The sequence below is a fragment of the Streptomyces sp. NPDC003720 genome (assembly GCF_042875075.1).
GTDB lineage: Bacteria > Actinomycetota > Actinomycetes > Streptomycetales > Streptomycetaceae > Streptomyces.
The window spans coordinates 352618-375633 of record NZ_JBIANZ010000009.1; the positions used below are offsets into that span (position 1 = coordinate 352618).

General features: G+C 75.1%; 24 protein-coding genes and 1 riboswitch. Of the genes, 13 read left to right on the forward strand and 11 right to left on the reverse strand.

The annotated features are described in order from the left end of the window. Positions 1–110: 110 nt before the first annotated feature. A riboswitch (cobalamin riboswitch) is annotated at positions 111–183 on the reverse strand. Between the two features lie 173 nt (positions 184–356). The 3 genes from ACFYU0_RS25955 to ACFYU0_RS25965 form a co-directional block, all read right to left on the reverse strand. Continuing rightward, positions 357–584, reverse strand: coding sequence for a hypothetical protein (locus ACFYU0_RS25955; protein ID WP_351669144.1), 228 nt, complete (start codon positions 582–584; stop codon positions 357–359). Positions 585–608: 24 nt separating this feature from the next. Further along, positions 609–1886 (reverse strand): inorganic phosphate transporter, encoded by a 1278-nt coding sequence (locus ACFYU0_RS25960; protein ID WP_389304478.1) that lies wholly within the window; start codon positions 1884–1886, stop codon positions 609–611. Between the two features lie 143 nt (positions 1887–2029). Then, positions 2030–2794: a lysozyme gene (locus ACFYU0_RS25965; RefSeq protein WP_389304480.1), complete on the reverse strand. Its 765-nt coding sequence runs from the start codon at positions 2792–2794 to the stop codon at positions 2030–2032. Positions 2795–2985: 191 nt separating this feature from the next. On the opposite strand from ACFYU0_RS25965, the gene ACFYU0_RS25970 reads away from it, so the two are divergent. From ACFYU0_RS25970 to ACFYU0_RS25995, 6 genes are all read left to right on the forward strand, one after another. Continuing rightward, positions 2986–3654 carry a class II aldolase/adducin family protein gene (locus ACFYU0_RS25970; RefSeq protein ID WP_389304482.1) on the forward strand — a complete coding sequence of 223 codons (669 nt, stop codon included), beginning with the start codon at positions 2986–2988 and terminating at the stop codon, positions 3652–3654. Positions 3655–3781: 127 nt separating this feature from the next. Continuing rightward, on the forward strand, positions 3782–4909 hold the full coding sequence (locus ACFYU0_RS25975) for an alpha/beta hydrolase (protein ID WP_389304484.1): 1128 nt from the start codon (positions 3782–3784) through the stop codon (positions 4907–4909). Positions 4910–5093: 184 nt separating this feature from the next. Then, positions 5094–6521 carry a hypothetical protein gene (locus ACFYU0_RS25980; RefSeq protein WP_389304486.1) on the forward strand — a complete coding sequence of 476 codons (1428 nt, stop codon included), beginning with the start codon at positions 5094–5096 and terminating at the stop codon, positions 6519–6521. Positions 6522–6708: 187 nt separating this feature from the next. Continuing rightward, positions 6709–8307 (forward strand): ABC-F family ATP-binding cassette domain-containing protein, encoded by a 1599-nt coding sequence (locus ACFYU0_RS25985; RefSeq protein ID WP_351669132.1) that lies wholly within the window; start codon positions 6709–6711, stop codon positions 8305–8307. Between the two features lie 335 nt (positions 8308–8642). After that, positions 8643–8864 carry a helix-turn-helix domain-containing protein gene (locus ACFYU0_RS25990; protein WP_010355597.1) on the forward strand — a complete coding sequence of 74 codons (222 nt, stop codon included), beginning with the start codon at positions 8643–8645 and terminating at the stop codon, positions 8862–8864. Between the two features lie 125 nt (positions 8865–8989). After that, on the forward strand, positions 8990–9793 hold the full coding sequence (locus ACFYU0_RS25995; RefSeq protein ID WP_351669129.1) for an enoyl-CoA hydratase/isomerase family protein: 804 nt from the start codon (positions 8990–8992) through the stop codon (positions 9791–9793). Positions 9794–9828: 35 nt separating this feature from the next. Here the strand turns inward: ACFYU0_RS25995 and ACFYU0_RS26000 are convergent, their stop codons facing one another. Continuing rightward, positions 9829–10554: a nucleopolyhedrovirus P10 family protein gene (locus ACFYU0_RS26000; protein WP_389304489.1), complete on the reverse strand. Its 726-nt coding sequence runs from the start codon at positions 10552–10554 to the stop codon at positions 9829–9831. Positions 10555–10641: 87 nt separating this feature from the next. Here ACFYU0_RS26000 and ACFYU0_RS26005 point away from each other — a divergent pair, with 87 nt between their 5' ends. From ACFYU0_RS26005 to amaP, 5 genes are all read left to right on the forward strand, one after another. After that, positions 10642–11115, forward strand: coding sequence for an Asp23/Gls24 family envelope stress response protein (locus ACFYU0_RS26005; RefSeq protein WP_351669125.1), 474 nt, complete (start codon positions 10642–10644; stop codon positions 11113–11115). A 63-nt stretch (positions 11116–11178) separates the two neighbouring features. Beyond that, positions 11179–11373: a hypothetical protein gene (locus ACFYU0_RS26010; protein WP_351669123.1), complete on the forward strand. Its 195-nt coding sequence runs from the start codon at positions 11179–11181 to the stop codon at positions 11371–11373. Continuing rightward, the gene (locus tag ACFYU0_RS26015) at positions 11370–11783 is read left to right on the forward strand and encodes an Asp23/Gls24 family envelope stress response protein (protein WP_351669120.1); all 414 of its coding nucleotides are present in this window, start codon (positions 11370–11372) and stop codon (positions 11781–11783) included. The genes ACFYU0_RS26010 and ACFYU0_RS26015 overlap by 4 nt, the downstream gene beginning before the upstream one ends. Then, the gene (locus ACFYU0_RS26020; protein WP_351669118.1) at positions 11780–12415 is read left to right on the forward strand and encodes a DUF6286 domain-containing protein; all 636 of its coding nucleotides are present in this window, start codon (positions 11780–11782) and stop codon (positions 12413–12415) included. The genes ACFYU0_RS26015 and ACFYU0_RS26020 overlap by 4 nt, the downstream gene beginning before the upstream one ends. Before the next feature lie 4 nt (positions 12416–12419). Then, complete coding sequence (amaP, locus tag ACFYU0_RS26025; RefSeq protein WP_389304492.1) at positions 12420–13001, forward strand: alkaline shock response membrane anchor protein AmaP; 582 nt, start codon at positions 12420–12422, stop codon at positions 12999–13001. Between the two features lie 484 nt (positions 13002–13485). Here amaP and ACFYU0_RS26030 read toward each other — a convergent pair whose 3' ends face one another. From ACFYU0_RS26030 to ACFYU0_RS26050, 5 genes are all read right to left on the reverse strand, one after another. Continuing rightward, entirely contained in the window at positions 13486–14241 is a 756-nt protein-coding gene (locus ACFYU0_RS26030; RefSeq protein ID WP_351669114.1) for an SDR family oxidoreductase, read from the reverse strand. A 5-nt stretch (positions 14242–14246) separates the two neighbouring features. Continuing rightward, a complete protein-coding gene (locus tag ACFYU0_RS26035) occupies positions 14247–16031 on the reverse strand; it encodes a glycoside hydrolase family 15 protein (RefSeq protein ID WP_351669112.1) in 1785 nt (594 codons plus the stop codon). An 82-nt stretch (positions 16032–16113) separates the two neighbouring features. After that, entirely contained in the window at positions 16114–16926 is an 813-nt protein-coding gene (locus ACFYU0_RS26040) for an SURF1 family protein (RefSeq protein WP_389304495.1), read from the reverse strand. A gap of 34 nt (positions 16927–16960) precedes the next feature. Beyond that, a complete protein-coding gene (locus ACFYU0_RS26045; RefSeq protein ID WP_351669110.1) occupies positions 16961–17194 on the reverse strand; it encodes a hypothetical protein in 234 nt (77 codons plus the stop codon). A gap of 79 nt (positions 17195–17273) precedes the next feature. Then, the gene (locus tag ACFYU0_RS26050; protein ID WP_389304497.1) at positions 17274–18260 is read right to left on the reverse strand and encodes a DEDDh family exonuclease; all 987 of its coding nucleotides are present in this window, start codon (positions 18258–18260) and stop codon (positions 17274–17276) included. A 241-nt stretch (positions 18261–18501) separates the two neighbouring features. Here ACFYU0_RS26050 and ACFYU0_RS26055 point away from each other — a divergent pair, with 241 nt between their 5' ends. Both ACFYU0_RS26055 and ACFYU0_RS26060 read left to right on the forward strand, forming a co-directional pair. Then, complete coding sequence (locus ACFYU0_RS26055; RefSeq protein WP_389304499.1) at positions 18502–19212, forward strand: VIT family protein; 711 nt, start codon at positions 18502–18504, stop codon at positions 19210–19212. A 123-nt stretch (positions 19213–19335) separates the two neighbouring features. Further along, entirely contained in the window at positions 19336–20382 is a 1047-nt protein-coding gene (locus ACFYU0_RS26060; RefSeq protein WP_389304501.1) for a zinc-dependent alcohol dehydrogenase family protein, read from the forward strand. Between the two features lie 18 nt (positions 20383–20400). On the opposite strand, the gene ACFYU0_RS26065 is transcribed toward ACFYU0_RS26060, so the two are convergent. Both ACFYU0_RS26065 and ACFYU0_RS26070 read right to left on the reverse strand, forming a co-directional pair. Next, entirely contained in the window at positions 20401–21411 is a 1011-nt protein-coding gene (locus tag ACFYU0_RS26065; RefSeq protein ID WP_389304503.1) for a CopD family protein, read from the reverse strand. A gap of 100 nt (positions 21412–21511) precedes the next feature. Further along, positions 21512–22894, reverse strand: coding sequence for a CoA transferase (locus tag ACFYU0_RS26070; RefSeq protein ID WP_389304505.1), 1383 nt, complete (start codon positions 22892–22894; stop codon positions 21512–21514). Positions 22895–23016 lie beyond the last annotated feature (122 nt).

Consider the following 23016-nt stretch of genomic DNA (forward strand, 5'->3'; position numbering starts at 1 on the left):
CGGAACTCTCGCTGCGGGCCCTGGAACGGGCCCTCGATCTGCGGCCGAGCATGGCGATCGGTGTCCTCACTCAGGGTGTCCACGCCCTGGTTCGACGAAGCCGGCGGTGAGAGTTCCTGGCTCCCGGGGATCACTCCCCGGTGACAGTGGCGGGACCGCGCCGGATTCGCACCGGCTTCCTCTCCTGCCGCCGTACATGGCCCGGGCAGTCCACCACGGGCCCGGAAGGGCCGTCAACTTGCCTGTGACCTGCGGGGGGAGAGTGTGCCGAGCCCCACACCGGCGGGATCCGGACACGAGAAGAGGCTCCCTGCCGGAAACACACCGGCGGAGAGCCTCTTCGGGGACGGCCTGCCTTAAGGCTTGGCCACGATCAGGTAGATGCCGTAGGCCACGGCCGCCGCGCACGCCGCGAAGCACACGTACGCGCCGGTGACGGCGAGCGTCGCGGAGCCGCCCTGCGCGGCCGCCCGCTCGCGCCGGGACAGGCCGTTGACGCCGAGGGTGAACAGGGCCACCAGGCCCACCGTGAAGGCGAGGCTGACGCCGAGGACGGAGCCGATGGCCGCCCAGTCGATCTTCATGTTGCTTTTCCTCCGGTAACCGGGTCAGACGGTGGCGGCCGGCGGGACGGCCGGTGCGGTGACTTCGGCGGTGGCCGGGGCCGGGCCGCTCGACTGTGCCGGGAAGGTGATGGCCGGCCCCTCGGTGAGGGTGACGCCGGCCGGCGGCGGGGTCACCGCGGCGATCGCGGCGGTCACCACACCCACGGGCTCCGCGGCCTCGTCGGTGCCGTTGACGTTGGTGTGGTCGACGACCTCGCGGCGGGAGCGCTTCCAGATCGCGGCGCTGGAGCCGACCAGGAAGACCGCGACGAGGGCGGTGCCCCAGTCGCCCAGGTCCGTGACGGACTCGGCGAGCGCGCCGACCAGGGCCGCGGCCGGGAGGGTGAGGACCCAGGCGACGGCCATCCGGGTCGCGGTGGACCAGCGGACCACACCGCCCTTGCGGCCCAGACCCGCGCCCATCACCGAACCGGAGACGACGTGCGTGGTGGACAGCGAGAAGCCGAGGTGCGAGGAGGCCAGGATGGCGGTGGCGGCGCTGGTCTGGGCGGCGAAGCCCTGGCGCGGCTGCAGCTCGGTCAGGCCCTTGCCCATGGTGCGGATGATGCGCCAGCCGCCGATGTAGGTGCCGAGCGCGATGGCCATGCCCGCGGAGAGGATCACCCAGGTGGGAGGGTTGGAACCCGGGGCGATGGCGCCGCCCGCGATCAGCGCGAGGGTGATGATGCCCATCGTCTTCTGGGCGTCGTTGGTGCCGTGGGCGAGGGAGACCAGTCCGGCGGAGGCGATCTGGCCGGCGCGGTAGCCCTTGCGGGAGGCCTCGCCCTCGGCCTTGCCGCCGATCCCGTAGGAGAAGCGGGTGGCGAGCATGGCGGCCAGGCCGGCCACGACCGGGGCGGCGACCGCCGGCAGCAGCACCTTGGTGACCAGCACGTCGCCGTGGACGGCGCCGAAGCCCGCCGAGGCGACGGTGGCGCCGATCAGGCCGCCCATCAGGGCGTGGGAGGAGCTGGAGGGCAGACCCACCAGCCAGGTCAGCAGGTTCCAGAGGATCGCGCCGACCAGGGCGGCGAAGATGACCTCGGGACGGATGCCGTTCTCATCGACGAGACCCTTGGAGATCGTGTTGGCGACCTCCACGGAGAGGAAAGCGCCCACAAGGTTGAGCACGGCGGACATGGCCACCGCGACCTTGGGCTTGAGCGCGCCGGTCGAGATGGTGGTGGCCATCGCGTTGGCGGTGTCGTGGAAACCGTTCGTGAAATCGAACGCGAGAGCGGTTACCACCACTATCGCGAGGATCAGCGAGAAGCTTTCCATTTACCCAGGCAATCGTTCGAGCGTCATTGGCGGGTCGAACGTAGGCAACCTGGGTGAACGGAAGGTGAACTGGGTCGGGCGCGGGGGTGTCGGTAACGGGGGTCGGCGATTCCGTTCCGGTCGGGCGCCCGTGCGCCCCTTGGCTACCGGCCGCGCGCGAAGGCCCGCAGCCGGCTCGGCGGCCCGTGAAAGAGATTCTGGTCACCCGGCAGACCGCCCTCGGTGCCGTACTGCCAGAAGGTCCAGGACGACCATCCGCCGGGCAGCGATCCCGGCGCTGACGTGCCGTGACGGGCGATCCACAGCGGGTGGTCGGAGGCGAAGGCGCGGCTGCCGCCGGTGCAGGAGGCCCACCACCGGGCGGTCGTGTAGATCACCGGACGCCGGCCGGTGAGCCGGTGCAGTTCGTCGCTGAACGAGCGGATCCAGCGGACCATCCGCCGGTGGCCGAGCCCGTAGCAGATGTGCCTGCCGTCGTACGGGTCGTATTCGATGTCGAGGGCCGGCGGCAGGGTCCAGCCGTCCGCCCGCCAGTCGCCGCCGTGCCGTACGAAGTACGCGGCCTGGGCGGCGCCGGAGGACTGGTCGGGGCGGGCGAAGTGATAGGCGCCGCGGATCAGGTGCGCCCGGCGCGCGCCCGCGTACTGCCGGGCGAAATAGGGATTGCGGTAGTCCGTGGACTCCGTCGCCTTGATGTAGGTGAACCGAGCGCCGTCCGACCGGGCGGCGGGCCAGTCGACGTGTCCCTGGTGCGAGGACACGTCGTGCCCCCGCGGCAGGCCCGCCGCCACCGCGGCCGACGGCCCGGCGGCGGCGCACCGGGCGCCCGCGAGGACGAGCGCGGCCGCGGCGGCCGCGACCACGGCCGCGCGACGGCGGGGGCGGGAGGGTGAGCGGTCACGGGCCATGCGTCCCCCTGGTGTGACGGTGCAGCGTCGTGCGACTGCGGGCATTAATGATCATTAGATGCTTGGATATCACCCGATCAAGTGCGTTTAGGTGCGTTTCGCACCGGTATCCACTCGTCCGGCGGCACGGGTTCCGGACGGAAGTCCGCCGGCGGACTTCCCCGCACCGGGCGGGCTGGCAGGATCGCGGCATGGCTGGACAGCGGCGGGACGCGGAAGAGCAGCAGGAGCGGAGCTGGGCGGCGCTGGTCGCGACGGCCCGCCGGACCGTGGCCGACGGGCTGGTCGTCGGCACCTCGGGCAACGTCTCCGCCCGCGTGGGGGACGTCGTGCTGGTCACCCCGTCGGGCGTGCCCTACGACCGGCTCACCCCGGCCGACATCACCGGCGTCGACCTCGACGGCCGGCAGGTGCTCGGCACCCTCGTGCCGACCAGCGAGCTGCCCATGCACCTCGCCGTCTACCGCAGCACCGACGCCCGCGCCGTCGTCCACACCCACGCCGTGCACGCCACGGCGGTCTCCACCCTCGTCACCGAGCTGCCCCCGATCCACTACATGACCGCCTCCCTCGGCGGCCCCGTACGGGTCGCCCCCTACGCCGCCTACGGCACCGACGAATTGGCCGGCAACATGCTCGCGGCGCTGGCCGGCCGCTCCGGCTGCCTGCTGCGCAACCACGGCACGGTCACCCACGGCGCCACCCTCGACCAGGCCTACGACCGCACCGCCCAGCTCGAGTGGATGTGCCGGCTGTGGCTGACGGCGTCCTCCGTGCCGGGCCTCACGCCCGCCCTGCTGACGGAGGCACACATCGCGGAGGCCGGGGCACGCTTGAAGGGATACGGCCAACGGAGGTGACCCCTTGTCGTCGCACAGCCACCCGCTCCGGCCCCCTGCCGTCCGGCCGCCCCTCGGCCGCCGCACCGGGCCGTCCGGCCCGCTCCTCCGGCTGGCCGGTTCCGGCGGCCCCCAGGACACTGGAGCCGTGCGCACCGTCAGAGCGACCGCCGCCGCCCTCGGCGCCGTCCTGGCCGCCGGAGCGGCCTCCGTCGCCGCCGGCCGGCTGGCCAGCGACGCGGCGCTGAAGGCTCCACCCGGCAGGCCCCTGCCCACCGAACCCCGGCTCACCGTGCACGGCACCGCGCCCGGGCGGATCACCCTCACCCGCGACCTCGCCTCGCTGCGCCCCGGCACCTACGGCCTGGCCGGCGACGGCTCGCACGCGGTCGTCGGGCCCCCGCTGGACTCGGCCGAGCACACCGCCGACACCGTCGTCAGACGCCTGGAACGCGTCACCCACGGGTCCTTCGCCCCCGGCGACGCGGCCTGGCTCACCCCCAACGTGCACGTCGGCAACCCGGGCACCGCCCTCGGCCTCGACCACGCCGACATCGACGTCCCCGGTGAACTCGGCCCGCTGCCCGCCTGGTTCGTGCCCGGCCACCGGGACACCTGGGTGATCGCGGTGCACGGCCTCGGCACCACCCGCGAGCTCGCCCTGAACGTCATGGCGAACCTGCACCGCCGCCGCGTCCCCGTCCTCGCCCTCGCCTACCGCGGCGACCTGGGCGCCCCGCGCTCCCCGGACGGCCTGAACCACCTCGGCGAGACGGAGTGGCGCGACGTGGACGCGGCGATCCGCTACGCCGTCCGCTACGGCGCCCGCCGGGTCGTCCTCCTCGGCTGGTCCACCGGCGCCACCATGGCCCTGCGCGCCGCCGAGCACTCCGCCGTGCGCGAGCGCGTCGCCGGGCTGGTCCTCGACTCCCCGGTGCTGAGCTGGCAGGCGGCCCTGCGCGCCCTCGCCCAGGCCCGGCACACCCCCGACGCCTTGCTGCCGCTGGCGGTGCGGGCCGCACAGGGCCGGGCCGGACTGCACGCCGACCGCGGCGCCGGGACCGCCGACTCCGACCGGCTCGCCGTGCCCACGCTGATCATCCACGGTCCCGACGACGTGGTGGCCCCGTGGGCCCACTCCCGCCGCCTCGCCGCCCGCCGCCCCGACCTGGTCGCGCTGCACACCGTGCCGCAGGCCCCGCACGCGGCCATGTGGAACGCCGACCCGGAGGAGTACGAGGAGCGGCTGCGCCGGTTCCTGACCCCGCTGATGTGACCGGCACGCGGCTCCCTCCGCTACGGGCCGGACGGCCACTGGTACGGCCGGTGCGTCAAGGGCCGTACCACTGGCCCGATCCCGCCCGCGGAGCCGCCTCCGGCCCGCGTGCCTTGGCCACTCCCGTAGCCCCCCGTGACATTCCGTTTGGGTTTTCGGACGGTCAACCGGAAGACTGCACCCCGTGACGTCCCGTATCCCGCGCGACTCCAGGCTTCGACTCGTCCGACCGCGACCCCTGGCCGCCGCCCCCAGAGCTGTGAACCAGCGGCGCCCGCGCCGCCCCGCACCCCGGCCGCCGGAGGGCACCCCCGCCCCGGCCGAGCTGGCCAGAATGGCGCGCACCGGTCTGGCCGGCGCGGTCCGGGTCGCCCGCTGGGCCGACTCCGCCCTCGGTCCCGGCAGCGACGCCGCCACCGCGGACGGCAAGGCCACCCTCTCCGACGCGACCGCCGAGCGCGCCGCCGCAGGCCTCGGTCTCGACCCGGACCGGATCCGCGCCGACTGGGACACCGCCCGGCTCGCCGGACTCATCGAGGTGCACGGGGACAACGCGCGCCCGGGATGGCGCCTGCGTGCCTGGGACCGCGACGACAGCGCCGTGCTGCGCGGCTGGGTCGCCCTGTTCGACGCCTGGTCGCTCGCCGGCCCGGAGCCCGCGGAGGCCGAGCCGGCCGCCGTCGCCGAGGTCGTCTCGGCCATGCCCCAGGTGCTCTCCTTCCTCCAGCTCTCCGCCGGCCCGGTGCCCGTCGAGCAGCTCCTCGACCTGCTCCAGCAGCGGGTCACCGAACTGCGCACCGAGCGCTGCGAGGTCTCCTACGAGCCCGGCGAAGGCGGCTCCCCGGCCCCCGCGGGCGCCGCCGCCCCCGCGGAACCCGCGCCCGCCGGGGACACCCCGCTCGCCCCGCTCCTGGAGTGGGCCCTGACGGCCCTCGCCTCCGTCGGCGCCCTGACCTACGGCGACGGCCAGGCCACGCTCACCCCGCTGGGCAGCTGGGCGGTCTGGGTCAAGCTGGAGCAGATCTGCGTGGCCGCGCAGAGCCCCGCCGGCAACATCGAGCAGTCGGCCGAGGACATGCTCCGCGGCTGCGCCCAGCTCCGCCCCAACGCCGCCCGCGCCGAGTACCGCGCCTGGCTCGCCGCCCGCCCCGTCGGCAGCGCCGTCACCGAGCTGCTCGCCGCGGCCCGGGGCGACGACGCCCTGCTGCGCGGCCTCGCCTTCGAGGCGCTGCGCGTCGTCGGCGCCCCCGCCGAACCCGAGGTGCACGCGGTGCTGGACGACCCCGCCCTGCGGCCGTACGCGCTGCTGTGGCTGGCCGAGCACGACGGCGTCGACCCGGAGGACGCCCACGAGGTCCTGACCCGCGAGGAGGCCACCTGGCTGTGGGTCGACACCGCGGCCGCCGTCGCCGACCACGGCGAGACGTCGATGCTGGTGCGGCACCTGGAGGCCGCGGTGCAGCCGACCGTGCCCACGCTGCTGGACGAGGTCCGCGCCGTCGGCCACCCGCGCACCGTGCAGGTCCTGGTGGCCCTCGCCGCCGCCCACCCGGACCCGGCCCTCGCCAAGGCCGTGCGCCGGGCCGCCTTCCAGGTGCACACCGGCGGCTGACCCGGGGCGCCGGGCGGCCGCCCGGGTCACGCCCGCGGCCGCCCCGGGCCGGCGGCCCGCGGACGCAGCGAAAAGCGCTTGCACGGTCCCGTTAGACTTGGCCCATGGCCATTCTCCTCGCGCATTAGACGGCGGGAACGTCCGCAGCCGCCCACCGCCAATCCTCAGTACGCCCTGGAGTCTGTCCGTGATCTCCGCTTCCGGTATCGAGCTGCGCGCCGGTGCGCGCGTCCTCATCGAGAACGCCACCTTCCGTGTCGCCAAGGGCGACCGCATCGGCCTCGTCGGCCGCAACGGCGCGGGAAAGACCACCCTGACCAAGTGCCTGGCCGGCGAGGGCATCCCGGCCGGCGGCCAGATCGCCCGCTCCGGCGAGGTCGGCTACCTCCCGCAGGACCCCCGCACCGGCGACCTCGACGTGCTCGCCCGCGACCGCATCCTCTCCGCGCGCGGCCTGGACGTGCTGCTGCGCAAGATGCGCGAGAACGAGCAGCGCATCGCCAACGGCCAGGGCGCCACCCGCGAGAAGGCCCTCAAGCAGTACGAGCGCCAGGAGACCGAGTTCCTGACCAAGGGCGGCTACGCGGCCGAGGCCGAGGCCGCCACCATCGCCGCGGCGCTCAACCTGCCCGACCGGGTCCTCGGCCAGCCGCTCCACACGCTCTCCGGAGGTCAGCGCCGGCGCATCGAGCTGGCCCGCATCCTGTTCTCCGACGCGGACACCCTGCTGCTGGACGAGCCGACCAACCACCTCGACGCCGACTCGATCATCTGGCTGCGCGACTACCTGAAGACCTACCGCGGCGGCTTCATCGTGATCTCCCACGACGTCGACCTGGTCGAGACGGTCGTCAACAAGGTGTTCTACCTGGACGCCAACCGCGCCCAGATCGACGTCTACAACATGGGCTGGAAGCTCTACCAGCAGCAGCGCGAGGCCGACGAGAAGCGCCGCAAGCGCGAGCGCGCCAACGCCGAGAAGAAGGCCGCCGCCCTGCACTCGCAGGCCGACAAGATGCGCGCCAAGGCCACCAAGACGGTCGCCGCGCAGAACATGGCCCGCCGCGCCGACAAGCTGCTCTCCGGGCTGGAGGCGGTCCGCCAGTCCGACAAGGTCGCCAAGCTCCGCTTCCCGGACCCCGCGCCCTGCGGCAAGACCCCGCTGATGGCCGAGGGCCTGTCCAAGTCGTACGGCTCGCTGGAGATCTTCACCGACGTCGACCTGGCCATCGACAAGGGCTCGCGGGTCGTCATCCTCGGCCTCAACGGCGCCGGCAAGACCACGCTGCTGCGCCTCCTCGGCGGCGTCGAGCAGCCCGACACCGGCGAGGTCGTCCCCGGCCACGGCCTCAAGCTCGGCTACTACGCCCAGGAGCACGAGACCCTGGACCCCGACCGCACGGTGCTGGAGAACATGCGCTCGGCGGCGCCCGACATGGACCTGGTCGAGGTCCGCAAGGTGCTCGGCTCGTTCCTGTTCTCCGGCGACGACGTGGACAAGCCCGCCGGGGTGCTCTCCGGCGGCGAGAAGACCCGGCTGGCCCTCGCCACGCTGGTCGTCTCCTCCGCCAACGTCCTGCTGCTCGACGAGCCGACCAACAACCTGGACCCGGCCAGCCGCGAGGAGATCCTCGGCGCCCTGCGCACCTACAAGGGCGCGGTCGTCCTGGTCACCCACGACGAGGGCGCGGTCGAGGCGCTGCAGCCGGAGCGCATCATCCTGCTGCCGGACGGCGTCGAGGACCTGTGGGGCTCCGACTACGCGGATCTCGTCGCCCTGGCTTGATCGAAAGCCTGATCCACGGCGTATGGATCATTCGGCCGAGCCGTGATCCATCATCTGTGTGAGATCTCCTCGTACCGACGTGTGTCGTACACCGATTTCGCGGCCGATCCCTTCCACGGCAAGGGGTCGGCCGCCTCGCGTCTCTGACCTGGCACTTCGCGGAACCACCCGTTCGGCCGTGTGTCCCCGGGATCATGGAATCACCGATTCCGCATGTGGGGACGCGCTCCTGTCGTCACGTCGATGTCTCACGGACCTTGCCGAATGGGTGGCCATCACGCCCCGGAGGGGTGATCATGAGGAGACCAGAGCGCACTTCCCATGAGGAGGCACGGGTGGCCGAGACTCTGAAGAAGGGCAGCCGGGTGACCGGCGCCGCGCGCGACAAGCTCGCGGCAGACCTGAAGAAGAAGTACGACTCCGGTGCGAGCATCCGGGCGCTGGCCGAGGAGACCGGCCGCTCGTATGGCTTCGTGCACCGGATGCTCAGCGAGTCGGGCGTCACGCTCCGTGGGCGTGGCGGAGCGACCCGGGGCAAGAAGGCCGCTACGTCCTGACTCCGGGCGGCCCATCGGCTTCGATGGTGGCCACCCGGTCGGCGGTCTGAGCGGCCGGGTGGTTACTGTGCAGTCACTTAGCATGCCGTACGGCAATGTGTGACCGCATTCATCGGAGGCGCCCCATGGCTTCGCCCGACCAGGACCTCGCTCCTGTACTCGACAAGGACGGCGTACGGCTCACCGTCGACGACGCGCTCGCCACGGTGACGCTGGCCAACCCGGCCAAGCGCAACGCGCAGAGCCCCGCCATGTGGCGGACGCTGGCCGAGGCCGGCCGGCTGCTGCCGGGCTCCGTCCGGGTCGTGGTGCTGCGTGGTGAGGGCCAGTCCTTCTCCGCCGGGCTGGACCGCCGGATGTTCACACCGGAGGGAATCCCGGGCGAGCCGACCTTCATCGATCTCGCGCGTCGTGACGACGCCGGGCTCGACGCGACCATCGCCGAATACCAGGAGGCGTTCACCTGGTGGCGGCGCAACGACATCGTGTCCATCGCCGCCGTCCAGGGCCATGCCATCGGTGCCGGGTTCCAGCTCGCGCTCGCCTGCGACCTGCGGGTCGTCGCGGACGACGTGCAGTTCGCCATGCGTGAGACCTCACTCGGCCTCGTTCCCGACCTGACCGGCACGCATCCGCTGGTCGGTCTCGTCGGGTACGCCCGCGCGCTGGAGATCTGTGCGACGGGCCGGTTCGTCGGCGCCGGTGAGGCGGTCGCCTCCGGGCTGGCCAACCTCGCCGTGCCCGCGGCCGAACTCGACGGCGCGGCACGGGACCTGGCCGCGGCGCTGCTGGCAGCCCCGCGCGACGCGGTGGTGGAGACCAAGGCGCTGCTGCGCGGCGCGCCGGAGCGGGACTACGACTCCCAGCGTGCCGCCGAACGGGCCGCCCAGGCCCGGCGGCTGCGGGATCTGGCCGGCGTCGGCGACTGAGCCCGCGGGGCGCCGCGCGCCCGCCGGCCGGACGGTCAGGCCACGCTCGTGACCAGCACCGCCACCGTCGGGTGATCGTCCAGCGCGTCCCGCACCGCCTCGCGCACCCGCCGGGCCACCTCGACGGCCCGGTGGCCCGCGCCCGTCGCCAGTTCCACGCGGACGTGCCGGTGCGGCAGCGCGGCGTCCCCGGCGCGCTCCTCGACGTGCACGGCCCGGCCGAGACCGCCGAGCGATCCGGTCAGCCGCGCGACCCCGGGGACGGACAGCGCGGCCGCCGCCGCGCGGGACTCGTCGGGGCCCGTGGCGTCCCGGGCCTCCGGCGGCCGCGGCGCCTCCACCGGCGCGGCCCGCCCGTCCGCCGCCTCCAGCAGTTCCGTCACTCGCAGGTCCACCTCCGCGACCACGAGGCCCAAGGTGTCCGTCGCGGCCGCCAGCAGCACGAGCCGCAGCCGGGACGCCGTCGCCTGCAGCGGCTCGGCGGCCGACGCCGCGAAGTCCGCCGTCACCCGAAGGGCCCCCGGCGGCAGCGCGCCCGGCGGCCGCGGCACGACGGGTTCGCGGACCTCGTCCGGGTCGGCGAGTGTGATCCGCGGTGTGCCCAGGCGCACACCCGGCACCCCGGCCGCCGCGCGCTCCAGTACCGCCCGCACCGCGCCCTCGGCGATCCAGGCGCCGTCGCGCGGGCCGCCGAGGGGCAGCAGTCTGCCCAGGGCGGGCCCGTACTGTCCCGCCACCCGCGTCCACCGATCCGCCGTCATTCCTCCAGCCTGCCGTATCCCCGGCGCGCAACCGCGCAACCGCGCTTACGGTGGTCGAAGAACGACGACCGAAAGGGACGTACGGCGATGACCGAGATGACGACGAGCCCAGCCGGTGAGAACCAACCACAGCCTTCGACCCGCAAGGCCACCCCACGCGGCGGCGGCGACCCGGCGACCCGGGGACGGACCACCATCGCCGACGGCGTCGTGGAGAAGATCGCCGGGCTGGCCGCCCGTGACGTGGTCGGCGTGCACGCCCTGGGCAGCGGCTTCGCCCGGACCTTCGGCGCGGTACGCGACCGGGTGCCCGGCGGCTCCAAGTCCGTGACCCGGGGAGTGAAGGCGGAGGTCGGCGAGGTGCAGACCGCGCTCGACCTGGAGATCGTCGTGGACTACGGCGTTGCCATCTCCGACGTCGCCCGCGCGGTGCGGGAGAACGTGGTCGCCGCCGTGGAGCGGATGGCCGGACTCGAGGTCGTCGAGGTCAACATCGCGGTGAGCGACGTCAAGCTGCCCGACGAGGAGGAGGAGGAACCCGAGCCGCCCCGGATCCAGTGACGTCCCGCCCGCCCGGGGCCACGCCCCCGGGACCGCACCGCCGACGGACTGAAGGAGCGCTGCATGAGCATGGCCATGATCGGCATGATCGCCGGGATGGCGCTGGGGTTCGCCGGGTACTTCGGCGGCTTCGGAGCCTTCCTGCTGGTGGCGGCGCTGGGCGCCGTCGGCTTCGTCGCCGGCCGGTATCTGGAGGGCGACCTGCGGCCCGGTGACCTCTTCCGCAGCCGCGGCGACCGGCCCGACCGGCGGGTATGACCGCCGTGAGCACGCAGACCGGCACGGCGCGCCCGGTACCGGTGCCGCCCGGTGAGCGCGGCGCCCTCAGGATCGCGGACCGGGTGGTGGCGAAGATCGCCTCACGGGCCGCCCGCGAGGCGCTCGGACCGCTGCCCGCGGACGCCGCCGCCCCGCACGCCGCGGTCGTCGTCCGCCCCCACCCCCGGGCCGGCTCGGACCGGGGGAGCCCGGTGGGGACGGCCCGCGTCCGCGTCCAGGTCGAACTCGCCCACCCCGTCGACATCGGCGCCCGCTGCGCCGCGGTGCGCCGGCGGGTGACCGAGCGGCTGGGCGAACTGGTGAGCATGGAGGTGCTGGAGGTCGCCGTCCGGGTGGAGCGGCTGCATCTGGCGCCGGTGCCCGGCACGCACCGCGGGAGGGTGCGATGAGCGAACCCCGGCCGGCCGAGGACACCGGGCGACCGTCCGCCCCCGGCCTCGACGAGGACCCCGCGGCCCCGCCGCCCCTGCTCGACCGGAGCAGCGGCCGCTTCTGGTCGCCGCGCCGGATCCCCGCCGGCGTCGTCGCCCTGCTCCTGCTCGCGGGCGCGGGCGTCCTGCTGTACGACGTCGTCGCCGTACGCGCCCACCGCCCCGCGATGCACTGGCGCCGCGCGCTGGCCCGGCAGCTCGCCGAACGCCCCCTGGACGACGTCTGGGTGCTGACCGGCGCCGGCGTGACCGCCGCCCTGGGCCTGTGGCTGATCGTGCTCGCCGTCACGCCCGGCCTGCGCGGCCTGCTGCCCATGCGGCGCCCGCACCCCGACGTCCGCGCCGGACTGCGCCGGGAGGCGGCCGCCCTGGTGCTGCGCGACCGCGCCCTCGAGGTCTCGGGCGTACGGGAGGCGCGGGTGCGGATGCGCCGCCGCCGCGCCCGCGTCCGGGCCCTCGCGCACTTCCGCGACCTGGACGAGGTGCGGGCCGACCTGGACACCGTGCTCGGCGAAGCGGTGAGCGGGCTCGGGCTGAGCCGGCCGCCCGCTCTGTCGGTGGCCGTCCGGCGGCCCGGACGAAAGGGGTGAGGACGTGCGCACCGGCCGGGTGAACCGCGTACTGCTCTGTCTCATCGGGCTCGTGCTGCTCCTCGTGGGCGGCTCGGTGCTCGCCGTGGGCCTGGGCGCCCCGGTGCCGCGCCGCTGGCCGCACGCCGGCCCGCACGACGTCCTGCTCAGCACCGCCGAGCGCACCCGGTGGCGGGACGCGGGCTGGTGGTGGCCGGCGGTCATCGCGGGCCTGGCCGTCCTCGTCCTGCTGGCCCTGTGGTGGCTCGCCGCGATCCTGCGCCGGCGCCGCCCGGCCGAGATCCTGGTCGACACGGGGGACGGCGAGGGTGCCCTGCTGCGCGGGCCGGCCCTGGAGTCGGCGCTCGCCGGCGACGCGGCCCGGCAGCCGGGTGTGGCAGGCGCCGAGGTCCTGCTGGCCGGCCGCCGCAGCGGACCCGCGGTACGGGCCGGCCTCCGGCTGGAGCCGGCCGCCGACCCGGCCGCCGCCCTGAGCGAGTTCACCGCCGGCCCCCTGACCCGCGCGCGCGAGTCGGCGGGCCTGGCCGCACTCCCGGCGGCGGTGCGGCTGCGAGCGATGAGGCACCGCCCGGAACGGGTCTCCTGACCGCCCGCGGTCGGGACGCGGCCCGGCCGCCGCGGTGGTGCGGGAATTCTGCGGTCGGCCGCCGTGGCGGGCCTGCGGTACGGGCCGGTCTCCGGTTGGAGCCGGCCGCCGACCGGGCCGCGCGAGTTCACCGCCGAGCCGCTGACCAGAACGGGTCTCCTGACCGCGCGCGCAGTCAGGGCGCGGCGGCCCGGCAGCCGGGTGTGTCCGGCGCCGAGCGTCTGCTACCTGGCCGCCGACCGGGCCGCCGCCCTGAGCGGTCACCGCGGCCCCTGAACACGCGCGCGAGTCGGCGGGTCTGGCCGCGCTCCCGGCGGCGGCTCGGCAGCCGGGTGTGTCCGGCGCCGAGCGTCTACCATCCGGCCGCGGCCCTGAGCGAGTTCACGCCGGGCCGCTGACCAGCGCGGGTCTCCTGACCGCCCGCGGTCGCGCGGCCCCGGCGCCGGGGAGGGGCACCGGTGCGTGAACCTTCCCGGCGGCGGTGCTAGAACCCGTGCCGCATTCCGCCGTCCACCGGCACCATGACGCCGGTCAGGTAGGAGGCGGCGGGGGACAGCAGGAACGCCGCGACCCTGCCGAACTCCTCCGGGGCGCCGTACCGGCGCAGCGGGATCCGGGACTCGCTCGCCGCCCGGGTCGCCTCCGGGTCGGCGGACAGCGCGTCCAGTTCCCGCACCCGGTCCGTGTCGATACGGCCCGGCAGCAGACCCAGGACGCGAATCCCGCGCGGGCCCAGCTCGTCGGAGAGGGACTTCGCGAATCCGGCGAGCCCCGGCCGCAGCCCGTTGGAGATGGTCAGCCCCGGAATGGGCTCGTACACCGACCCGGACAGCACGAACCCGATGACGCCCCCCGGCCGCAGTTCGGCCGCCGCCGTGCGGGCGAGCCGCACCGCGCCGAGGAACACCGACTCGAACGCGTCCCGCCACTGCTCGTCCGTGTTGTCGGCCACGAACCCCGGCGCAGGCCCGCCGACGCTGACCAGAACGCCGTGGAAGCCGCCGAAGTGCTCCCGGGCGGCCGCGATCAGCCGCTCGGCGGCCTCCGGGTCGGCGTTGCCGACGGCCACGCCCACCGCGTCGGGCCCCAGTTCGGCCGCCGCGTCGGCGACCCGCTTCTCGTCGCGGCCGGTGACGACCACCTTCGCCCCGTCGGCCACCAGTGCCCGCGCGGCGGCGTTGCCCAGCCCCCGCGTCGCGCCGGTGACGACGTACACCCGGTCCTTCAGTCCAAGATCCATGGCACCTATCCTGCCCCCTCGCCGCCGAACAGGGCGAGGGCGGTGTTCACCAGCGCGATGTGGCTGAACGCCTGCGGGAAGTTGCCGAGCTGGCGGCCCAGTTCCTGGTCGTACTCCTCCGCGAGCAGCCCCACGTCGTTGACGAGACCCACCAGCCTCTCGAACAGCTCCCGCGCCTCGTCCTTGCGGCCGGTCATGTGCAGGGCCTGAGCGAGCCAGAACGAGCAGGCCAGGAAGGCGCCCTCGCCGCCCGGCATGCCGTCGACGCCGACCGCGTCGGTGTCGTAGCGGCGGACCAGCCCGCCGTGGTCCAGGTCGTCCCGGATCGCGTCGACCGTGCCGATCACCCGAGGGTCGTCGGGCGGCAGGAAGCCGTAGTAGGGGATCAGCAGCAGGGCCGCGTCCAGTTCGCGCGAGCCGTAGTACTGGGTGAAGGTGTTGCGCCCGGGGTCGTACCCCCGCTCGCACACCTCCCGGTGCACCTCGTCCCGCATCGCCCGCCAGCCGTCGAGGTCGCCGGGCAGCTCCGGGTACCGCTCCAGGGTCCGCACGGCGCGGTCGGCGGCCACCCACACCATCACCTTCGAGTGCACGAACTGGCGCCGGCCGCCGCGCACCTCCCACAGCCCCTCGTCGGGCTGCCGCCACGCCGACTGCAGGAACTTCATCAGCGCGCACTGCAGCGACCACATGTGCGGCTTGGTGGACAGGCCCGAGTCGCGGGCCAGGAACAGCGAGTCCATGACCTCGCCGTACACGTCGAGCTGGAGCTGGTCGACGGCGCCGTTGCCGACCCGCACCGGCGCGGAGTCGGCGAAACCGGGCAGCCAGGGCAGCTCCCACTCGGGCAGCCGCCGCTCGCCCGCCACGCCGTACATGATCTGCAGGTCGGCCGGGTCGCCCGCGACCGCCCGCAGCAGCCAGTCGCGCCACGCCTCGGCCTCGCCGTGGTAGCCGGCGGCCAGCAGGGCGCCCAGGGTGAGGGTGGAGTCGCGCAGCCAGCAGAACCGGTAGTCCCAGTTGCGCACCCCGCCCGGCTCCTCGGGCAGGGAGGTGGTGGCCGCGGCGACGATCCCGCCGGTCGGGGCGTAGGTGAGCGCCTTGAGCGTGATCAGGGACCGTACGACGGTGTCCCGGTGCGGCCCGTCGTAGCGGCAGCGGGCAGTCCAGCGCCGCCAGTCCCGCACGCTGGCGCTCAGCGCCGCGTAGGGGTCGACGAGCGCGGGGCGCGGTTCGTGCGAGGGGTGCCAGGTCAGCACGAACGCGACCCGCTCGCCCTCGGCGAGGGCGAACTCCGAGCGGGTGCAGAAGTCCTCGCCCCAGGTGCGCACATGGGGCTCGGTGCGCAGCCACACCGAGTCCGGTCCGGCGATGGCCACCCGGTGGCCGTCCGAGCGGCGCATCCACGGGATGATCGAGCCGTAGTCGAAGCGCAGGCGCAGCTCGCTGCGGACGGTGACCCGCCCGCTGACGCCCTCCACGATGCGTACGACGTCGGGGGCGCGGTCGCGCTGCGGCATCAGGTCGGTCACCCGCACGGTGCCCTCGGCGGTGTCCCACTCGGTGTCGAGGACCAGGGTGTCGGGCCGGTAGGCGCGCCGAGTGCAGGCGCCCGCGCCCTTCGGCGCGATCCGCCAGTGGCCGTTGTCCTCGTCGCCCAGGAGCCTGGCGAAGCAGGCGCCGGAGTCGAAGCGGGGCAGGCACAGCCAGTCGATCGAGCCGTCCAGGCCGACCAGGGCCGCGGTCTGCTCGTCCCCGATGACGGCGTAGTCCTCGATGCGCGCGTTCACAGCATCCGGTTTCCCGGGGGCCCGCACGGCCAACCAGGCGGTGCGCCGGGGGAGTGACGGCCGCCCGGGGCCGCCGGCGCCGTCACACGGCGGCCGGTTCGCTCTCCTCCGGCGCCGGCTCGGCGGCCGCCTCGTCCCGGTCCCGGAGCTCGCGCCGGACCAGGAACCACCAGCCCACCGGGACGCCCGCGGCGAACAGCCACCACTGGAGCATGTAGGCGTAGTTGAGCGGGGCGTCCTCGCTGCCCGGGTCGGAGATCTGCTCCGGGGTGCCGCCCTTGGCGGCGGGCGCCGTCTGCTCGACGTAGCCGCCGAGCACCTTCTCGCCGAGCCTGCGGGCCTCCTCGGCGCTGTTGATCAGCATGATCTGCCGGTCCGGCAGGCCCTTGACGTTCTTGATGCCGCTCGCCGAGGTCGTCTCGTCGGCCTCCAGCCGCCCGGTGAGGGTGAGCCGGCCCGCGGGCGGCTCGGGGACCTCGGGGAACGCGGTCTGCACGCCGTTCGCCGGGATCCAGCCCCGGTTGACCAGCAGCACCCGGCCGTCGGTCAGGACGAACGGGGTCAGGACGTGGAAGCCGACCTCGCCGTCGGAGTTCGTCCGGCGCCGCACCACCACCTCCCGGGAGGCGTCGAAGGTGCCGGTCGCGGTGACCGTGCGGTACTTCTCGGCGCGGGTCACGGAGTGACCGGGGGAGGTGAGCCGTTCCACGCGGACGGGCTCGGCGTGCAGCGCCCGGGAGACGAGGTCGTTGCGGGCGGTGCGCTCCTGGTACCGGTGCTGCTGCCAGAAGCCCAGCTTGATCATCGTCGGGATCAGCGCGATCGCGATGACGGTGAGGACGACCCACTGGCGGGTCAGCAGGAAGCGGTAGCGGTGCACCCCACGACGGTACATCCGGGCCGTGGGGTGCATTCGGGCGGGTACCGGGTCACACCCGGTCCACCACCCCCGTCTTCCCCTCCGCCCGGGCGCAGTGCGCGCCGCAGAACCACTGGCCCTCGACCTCCACGCCCTGCCCGATGATCTGCACCCGGCAGTGCTCGCAGATCGGGGCCATGCGGTGGATCGCACAGGAGAAGCAGTCGAACACGTGCACGGCGCCCTGCGCGTGCACCTCGAAGGTCATTCCGTAGTTGTTGCCGCATACCTCGCATGTCGCCATGGGGCACAGCGTGAGCCGTGGCCGACCCGCGGGCGAGCGGGCGCGGCGCGAGTCGCGCGCCAATCACCCGTCCGTACGGTCATCCGTCGGCGGGCTCGACGTCCCGCAGCAGCTGTCCGAACGCGGCCTCGTCGACCACCGGCGTCCCGAACTGCCGCGCCTTGACCACCTTGGAGGTGCCCGAGCCGGGGTCGTTGGTCACCAGCAGGCTGGTCAGCCGGGACAGGCTCGTCGCCACGTGCAGCCCGGCCTCGGTCGCCCGGTCCTCCAGCAGCTCCCGCTCGGTGGAGGTGTCCCCCGAGAACGCCACCCGCATGCCCTGTTTGAGGCGTTTGCCCGCCTCGTAGCGGCCGGGGTTGGGATAGGGGCAGGCGGGCCGCTTGCGGGACGGGCGCCAACCGCCGTAGCCCTGGCCGCCGTAGCCGCCGCTCGCCTGCCGGCCGATCCGGGGGGTGTCCGACCACTCCGTCAGCGGCCGGCACTCCAGCAGCGGAAGCCGTACGTCGCCCGCCGCCGCGGCCCGCAGGCTGGGCCGGAACGCCTCGGCGAGCACCCGCGCGTCGTCCAGCGCGTGGTGCGCCCGCTGCTGCACCACCCCGAAGTGCGCGGCGAGCGACTCCAGCTTGAAGTTGGGCAGCGGCAGCCCCAGCTCCTTCGACAGCGCGATGGTGCACAGCCGCTGCCGCACCGGCGCCTCGCGCCGCGCGCGTGCGTACTCGCGCGCGATCATCTGCCAGTCGAAGACCGCGTTGTGCGCGACGAGCACCCGGCCGTCGAGACGGGCCGCGAACTCCTCCGCCACCTCCCCGAACAGCGGCGCCCCTTCGAGCACCTCGCTCGTCAGGCCGTGTATCCACACCGGCCCCGGATCGCGCTCCGGGTTGACCAGCGTGTACCAGTGGTCCTCGACCTCGCCGCGCGCGTCCAGCCGGTACACGGCCGCGGAGATGATGCGGTCGTCCCGGGCCAGGCCGGTGGTCTCCACGTCAACGACCGCGTATCCCTTCGGATACGCGGCCGGCCACTGCGTGGCGGAGGACACTGCGGTCGCACGGTCTTCGAGCATGGTCAATGAGGATACGGGCCACGACCGACAGCGCCGTCCCCCAGGTCCGGCGGCGGCGCCCCGGCCCGTCCGCCCGCTCGGCGGCCGCACACCCGTGCGTGCCGCGAACCGGCCGCCGGCGCACGGCAGTTCCCGCGTCCGTGCCCGAACTCGGCGCACCGGCGGAGGAGTACGTTGCCGTGCCCGCGGCACGGTCCCGGCGGGACGCCGGCGCGGCCGCGGCTGTGCGATTCTCCCTGCTGTGACGGAACCAACCCATGACGAGACACACGGCGGCGCGCTGGGCTCCCGCCTGAACTGGCTGCGGGCGGCCGTCCTCGGCGCGAACGACGGCATCGTGTCCACCGCGGGCCTCGTCGTCGGCGTGGCCGGCGCGACCGACTCACGGGCCGCCCTGCTCACCGCGGGCCTGGCCGGCCTGCTCGCCGGCTCCATGTCGATGGCGGCCGGGGAGTACGTGTCGGTCTCCACCCAGCGGGACTCGGAGAAGGCCGCGCTGGCCCAGGAGCGGCGGGAGCTGCGCGAGCAGCCGGCCGCGGAACTGCAGGAGCTGGCCCAGATGCTGGAGGAGCGCGGGCTGTCCCGCGAGGTGGCCCGGGAGGCCGCCGAGCAGCTCACCGAGCGGGACGCGCTCAGGGCGCACGCGCGCGTGGAGCTGGGCATCGACCCGGACGAGCTCACCAACCCCTGGCACGCGGCCTGGGCGAGCTTCCTGGCCTTCACGGTGGGCGCCCTGCTGCCGCTGCTGGCGATCGTCCTGCCGCCGGCGGGCCGGCGGCTCCCGGTCACCGTGCTCTCCGTGCTGGCCGCGCTCGTGCTCACCGGCTGGAGCAGCGCCCGGCTCGGCGCCGCCGCGCCCGGCCGCGCGGTACTGCGCAACGCGGTGGGCGGCGCCCTCGCGATGGGGGTGACGTACCTGGCCGGGACGCTGCTGGGCGCGGCGGGGGTGTAGCCGGCGGCGGGCGGGCCCGGCCCCCGCCCGCGCGGCCCGCCGCCGGCAGGACGTACCGTGAGGTGCGCTCGACCACCCCCCGGGCGCACCGCACGACACCCTCGCACGAGAAGGACCCTCGCCATGCGCGCCACCACCATCCACGCCCCGTACGACATGCGCGTGGAGGACGTCCCCGAACCCGTGGTCCAGCTGCCCACCGACGCCGTGGTGCGGGTGCTGCGCGCCTGCATCTGCGGCAGCGACCTGTGGGCCTACCGCGGCGAGGCGGCCCGGCAGCCGGGCCAGCGCATCGGCCACGAGTTCCTCGGCATCGTCGAGGAGACCGGCTCCGAGGTGTCCACCATCCGGCGCGGCGACCTGGTCGTCGCCCCCTTCATGTGGTCCGACGGCGTCTGCGACTACTGCCGCGAGGGGCTGACGACCTCCTGCGAGCACGGCGGCTTCTGGGGCTCCGTCGGTTACGACGGCGGCCAGGGCGAGGCCGTGCGCGTGCCGTTCGCCGACGGCACCCTCGTCCAGCTGCCCAAGGACGCCGCCTCCGACGACCATCTGCTGTCCGCCCTGCTGACCCTCTCCGACGTGCTCGGCACCGGCCACCACGCGGCCCTCGGCGCGGGCGCCCGCCCGGGCGCCACCGTCGCCGTGGTCGGCGACGGCGCCGTCGGCCTGTGCGCCGTGCTGGCCGCCAAGCGGCTGGGCGCCGAGCGGATCATCGCGCTCGGCCGGCACGAGGTCCGCACCGACATCGCGCGCCGCTTCGGCGCCACCGACGTCGTCGCCGAGCGCGGGGACGCGGCCGTGGAGGCCGTCCGAGAGCTGACCCGGGGTCAGGGCGCGCACGCCGTCGTCGAGGCGGTCGGCACCGAGCAGTCCATGCGGACCGCCGTGAACGTCACCCGCGACGGCGGCGCGATCGGCTTCGTCGGCGTGCCGCACGGCAGCGGCACCGGACTTGACCTCGGCGTCATGTTCGACCGGAACATCGCCCTGCGCGGCGGTGTCGCGCCGGTCCGCGCCTACATTCCCGACCTGCTGCCCGACGTCCTCGACGGCACCATCGACCCCTCCCCGGTGTTCGACCTGACCGTCGGCATCGAGGGCGTCCCGGACGGCTACAAGGCGATGGACGAGCGGACCGCCCTCAAGGTGCTCGTCACCAACGGCTAGCACCAGGCCGGAAGCCGGCTAGGACCAGCGGATCGGCAACGGCAGAGCCGTGAGCAGACCCGAGACCGCGACCACCGCGCCCAGGGCGGCCACCTCGGCACGCGCCGGGGCGTACGCGGTCAGCGGGTCCGCCGCGCGGCTCAGCCGGATCCGCGCCCACAGGGCGAACCCGGCGACGACGGCGACCAGGACCACCTTGGCCAGCAGGGTGCGCCCGTAGGCCGTCGTCGTGAGCTGGTCCACGACCGTCGCCGCCGGCATGCGCCGCAGCGAGCTGCACACGCCCGTCGCCGTGAGGGCGGCGAGCAGAACGGCCGCCACGCGCGCGTACAGCCCGAGCAGCCGGGGCCCGGCCGCGTCGCCGCGCCACCGCCGCAGGGTCCGCAGCGCGTGGAGCAGCCCTCCCGTCCACAGCGACGCGCAGACCAGGTGAACCAGCGTCAGAGCGGAGCCGGTCAGCGGGCCCTGCTCGGTCGCGGGGTGCGCGCGCAGCGCCTCCGCGACCACCACCGCGGCCAGCGGCCACACCTGGAGCGCCGGCCGGCGGCCGAGCGCGCACAGCCCCGCCAGCAGGAAGCCGTTGACCTCCAGCAGCGCCAGCCGGCCGTCGCGGGAGTCGTACAGGCCGCCGACGTCGATCTGGCCCGGGCCGTGCGGGATCAGGTTGCCGGCGGAGACCACCGCGGCCAGCGCCAGCGCCGCGGCGAGACCGGCGGCGTTCGCGGCCGGCGCCCAGCTCCGCGGCCGTCCGGCGGGGACGCCGGGCAGCCGCCGGGCGAGCCGGAGCACGAACAGCTCGCCCAGCGGCACGCACAGCGCGGCGAACAGCACCCCGCGCAGCAGCGCGATGCCGCCCGCCCCGGGCGCGGCGGCCTCCCCGGTTCCGTGCAGCGCCGCGGGCGGCCCGAACAGCGGGATCACGGCCGCCAGGGCCACCAGCACCAGCACGGCCACGGCCCGGCCGGTCCCGGTCCCGCGGGCCGCGCCGTCCGCTTCCCCGGTCCCGGCGGCCGGTCGTATCGAGGTCACCCCGCGATCCTCGCCAGCGGGCCGGGAACCGGGCAAGTCCCGGCGGACGACCGGCGCCCCGCCCTTCCGCCGGCACGCACGTTTCCGGCCGCCCCCCCGCTCAGTCCCAGCGCGCGGGGTCCGACCCCCAGGGCGCCGGGGGCCGCGCCCAGCCGGCCGGGCCGCCCGTGAAGGACACCGGCGGCAGGGCGTGCCGCAGCCGTCCCAGTGGGCTGCCGGTCTCCGCCAGCCAGGCGTCCGGGCCCTCGTACCCGGCGCCGTCGCCACCGGCACGGGCGGGCGGCATCCCGTCCGTCAGCCAGTGCGCGGTACGGGCGAGCGCCAGCCGCACCACCCGGCCGCCCCCGTCGTACGACCGCTCGGTCACCGCCCGCAGCACGGCCGCCGCCAGCAGGTACCCGGTGCCGTGGTCCAGGGCCTGCGCGGGCAGCGCCCCGGGCCGCTCGGCCGAGCCCTCGGTCACCGCGATGCCGGTCGCGGCCTGCACCAGGCTGTCGAATCCGCGCCGCCCGGCCCAGGGCCCGTACGCGCCCCACGCCGAGACCTGCGCCACCACCAGGCCGGGGCGACGCTCCGCCAGCGCCTCGGGGGAGAGCCCGAACCGGTCCAGGGCGCCGGGCCGGTAGCCGGTCACGACGACGTCCGCCGCGGCCAGCAGCTCCTCCAGGGTGTCCCGGCCGGTGGTGAGGTCGAGAACGGCCGACCGCTTGCCGAAGCCCGTGTCGGCGTGCAGGTCGGGGAGTTCGGGAGAGCCCGGCGGGTCCAGGCGCAGCACGTCCGCGCCGAGCAGCGCGAGCGTGCGGGTGGCGACCGGACCGGCCAGCACCCGGGTCAGGTCCAGGACGCGCAGGCCGGAGGCGGGCAGCAGCCTGGCCGCGGCCGGGTCGAGCGGGGGCGGCACGCGCGCGGGGGAGGTGTCCAGCCGCTCGCGTTCGACCAGCGGCCGGGCGGCCACCTCGGCGGCCTGTCCGTGCGCCGCCCACTGCGCCGGGGTGCGCAGGGCCACGGCGAGACCGCCGGCGCGGGTGACCGTGTCCTCCACCTCCAGGGCGGAGCGTTCGGCGATCCGCGCGCCCGCCTCCGCCACCGTGACGTCCTCGGTGAGGCCCAGCGCGCGCAGCAACCGGGCGCGGTGGTGCGGGTAGTTGGCGTGGGTGCGCACCCAGCCGTCGGCGGTCCGCCAGAACCGGGACAGCGGCGCGAAGGCGACCGGGGCCCTGCCGTCCACCCGCAGCAGCCGCTCGCTGTGGAACGCGGCGGCGACCGCGCCGTCGTCCACCTCGGCCCTCGGCACCCGGCCGGCCCCTGCCCGCCGCGCCCCCAGCTCGGCGGCGGCCAGCGCGCACGCGCCGACGCACGCGCGCGCCAGCCGGCTCACCGGCAGCCGTGCCGGCAGCGCGCCCGGGCGCTCGACGACCGATACACGCGACAGGAGGGCGGGGTCGCCGCCCAGCGCCGTCCAGGCGAACTCGATATCCGTCATGACCGCACTATGCATTATTGATTCGATCAATATCGCGAGGCGGGCGGCCGTGGCGCGGTCGGAATGCCTGGTGTTCGGAATGCCTGGTGTTCCGGGCGATCGCGACCGGGCGGGTGCCGCCG

Coding starts and splice junctions, on each gene's coding strand:
- ACFYU0_RS25955 (WP_351669144.1), bottom strand. CDS start 584: ATGAAGATCGACTGGGCGGCCATCGGCTCCGTCCTCGGCGTCAGCCTC.
- ACFYU0_RS25960 (WP_389304478.1), bottom strand. CDS start 1,886: ATGGAAAGCTTCTCGCTGATCCTCGCGATAGTGGTGGTAACCGCTCTC.
- ACFYU0_RS25965 (WP_389304480.1), bottom strand. CDS start 2,794: ATGGCCCGTGACCGCTCACCCTCCCGCCCCCGCCGTCGCGCGGCCGTG.
- ACFYU0_RS25970 (WP_389304482.1), top strand. CDS start 2,986: ATGGCTGGACAGCGGCGGGACGCGGAAGAGCAGCAGGAGCGGAGCTGG.
- ACFYU0_RS25995 (WP_351669129.1), top strand. CDS start 8,990: ATGGCTTCGCCCGACCAGGACCTCGCTCCTGTACTCGACAAGGACGGC.
- ACFYU0_RS26000 (WP_389304489.1), bottom strand. CDS start 10,554: ATGACGGCGGATCGGTGGACGCGGGTGGCGGGACAGTACGGGCCCGCC.
- ACFYU0_RS26005 (WP_351669125.1), top strand. CDS start 10,642: ATGACCGAGATGACGACGAGCCCAGCCGGTGAGAACCAACCACAGCCT.
- ACFYU0_RS26010 (WP_351669123.1), top strand. CDS start 11,179: ATGAGCATGGCCATGATCGGCATGATCGCCGGGATGGCGCTGGGGTTC.
- ACFYU0_RS26015 (WP_351669120.1), top strand. CDS start 11,370: ATGACCGCCGTGAGCACGCAGACCGGCACGGCGCGCCCGGTACCGGTG.
- ACFYU0_RS26020 (WP_351669118.1), top strand. CDS start 11,780: ATGAGCGAACCCCGGCCGGCCGAGGACACCGGGCGACCGTCCGCCCCC.
- ACFYU0_RS26030 (WP_351669114.1), bottom strand. CDS start 14,241: ATGGATCTTGGACTGAAGGACCGGGTGTACGTCGTCACCGGCGCGACG.
- ACFYU0_RS26040 (WP_389304495.1), bottom strand. CDS start 16,926: ATGTACCGTCGTGGGGTGCACCGCTACCGCTTCCTGCTGACCCGCCAG.
- ACFYU0_RS26045 (WP_351669110.1), bottom strand. CDS start 17,194: ATGGCGACATGCGAGGTATGCGGCAACAACTACGGAATGACCTTCGAG.
- ACFYU0_RS26050 (WP_389304497.1), bottom strand. CDS start 18,260: ATGCTCGAAGACCGTGCGACCGCAGTGTCCTCCGCCACGCAGTGGCCG.
- ACFYU0_RS26060 (WP_389304501.1), top strand. CDS start 19,336: ATGCGCGCCACCACCATCCACGCCCCGTACGACATGCGCGTGGAGGAC.
- ACFYU0_RS26070 (WP_389304505.1), bottom strand. CDS start 22,894: ATGACGGATATCGAGTTCGCCTGGACGGCGCTGGGCGGCGACCCCGCC.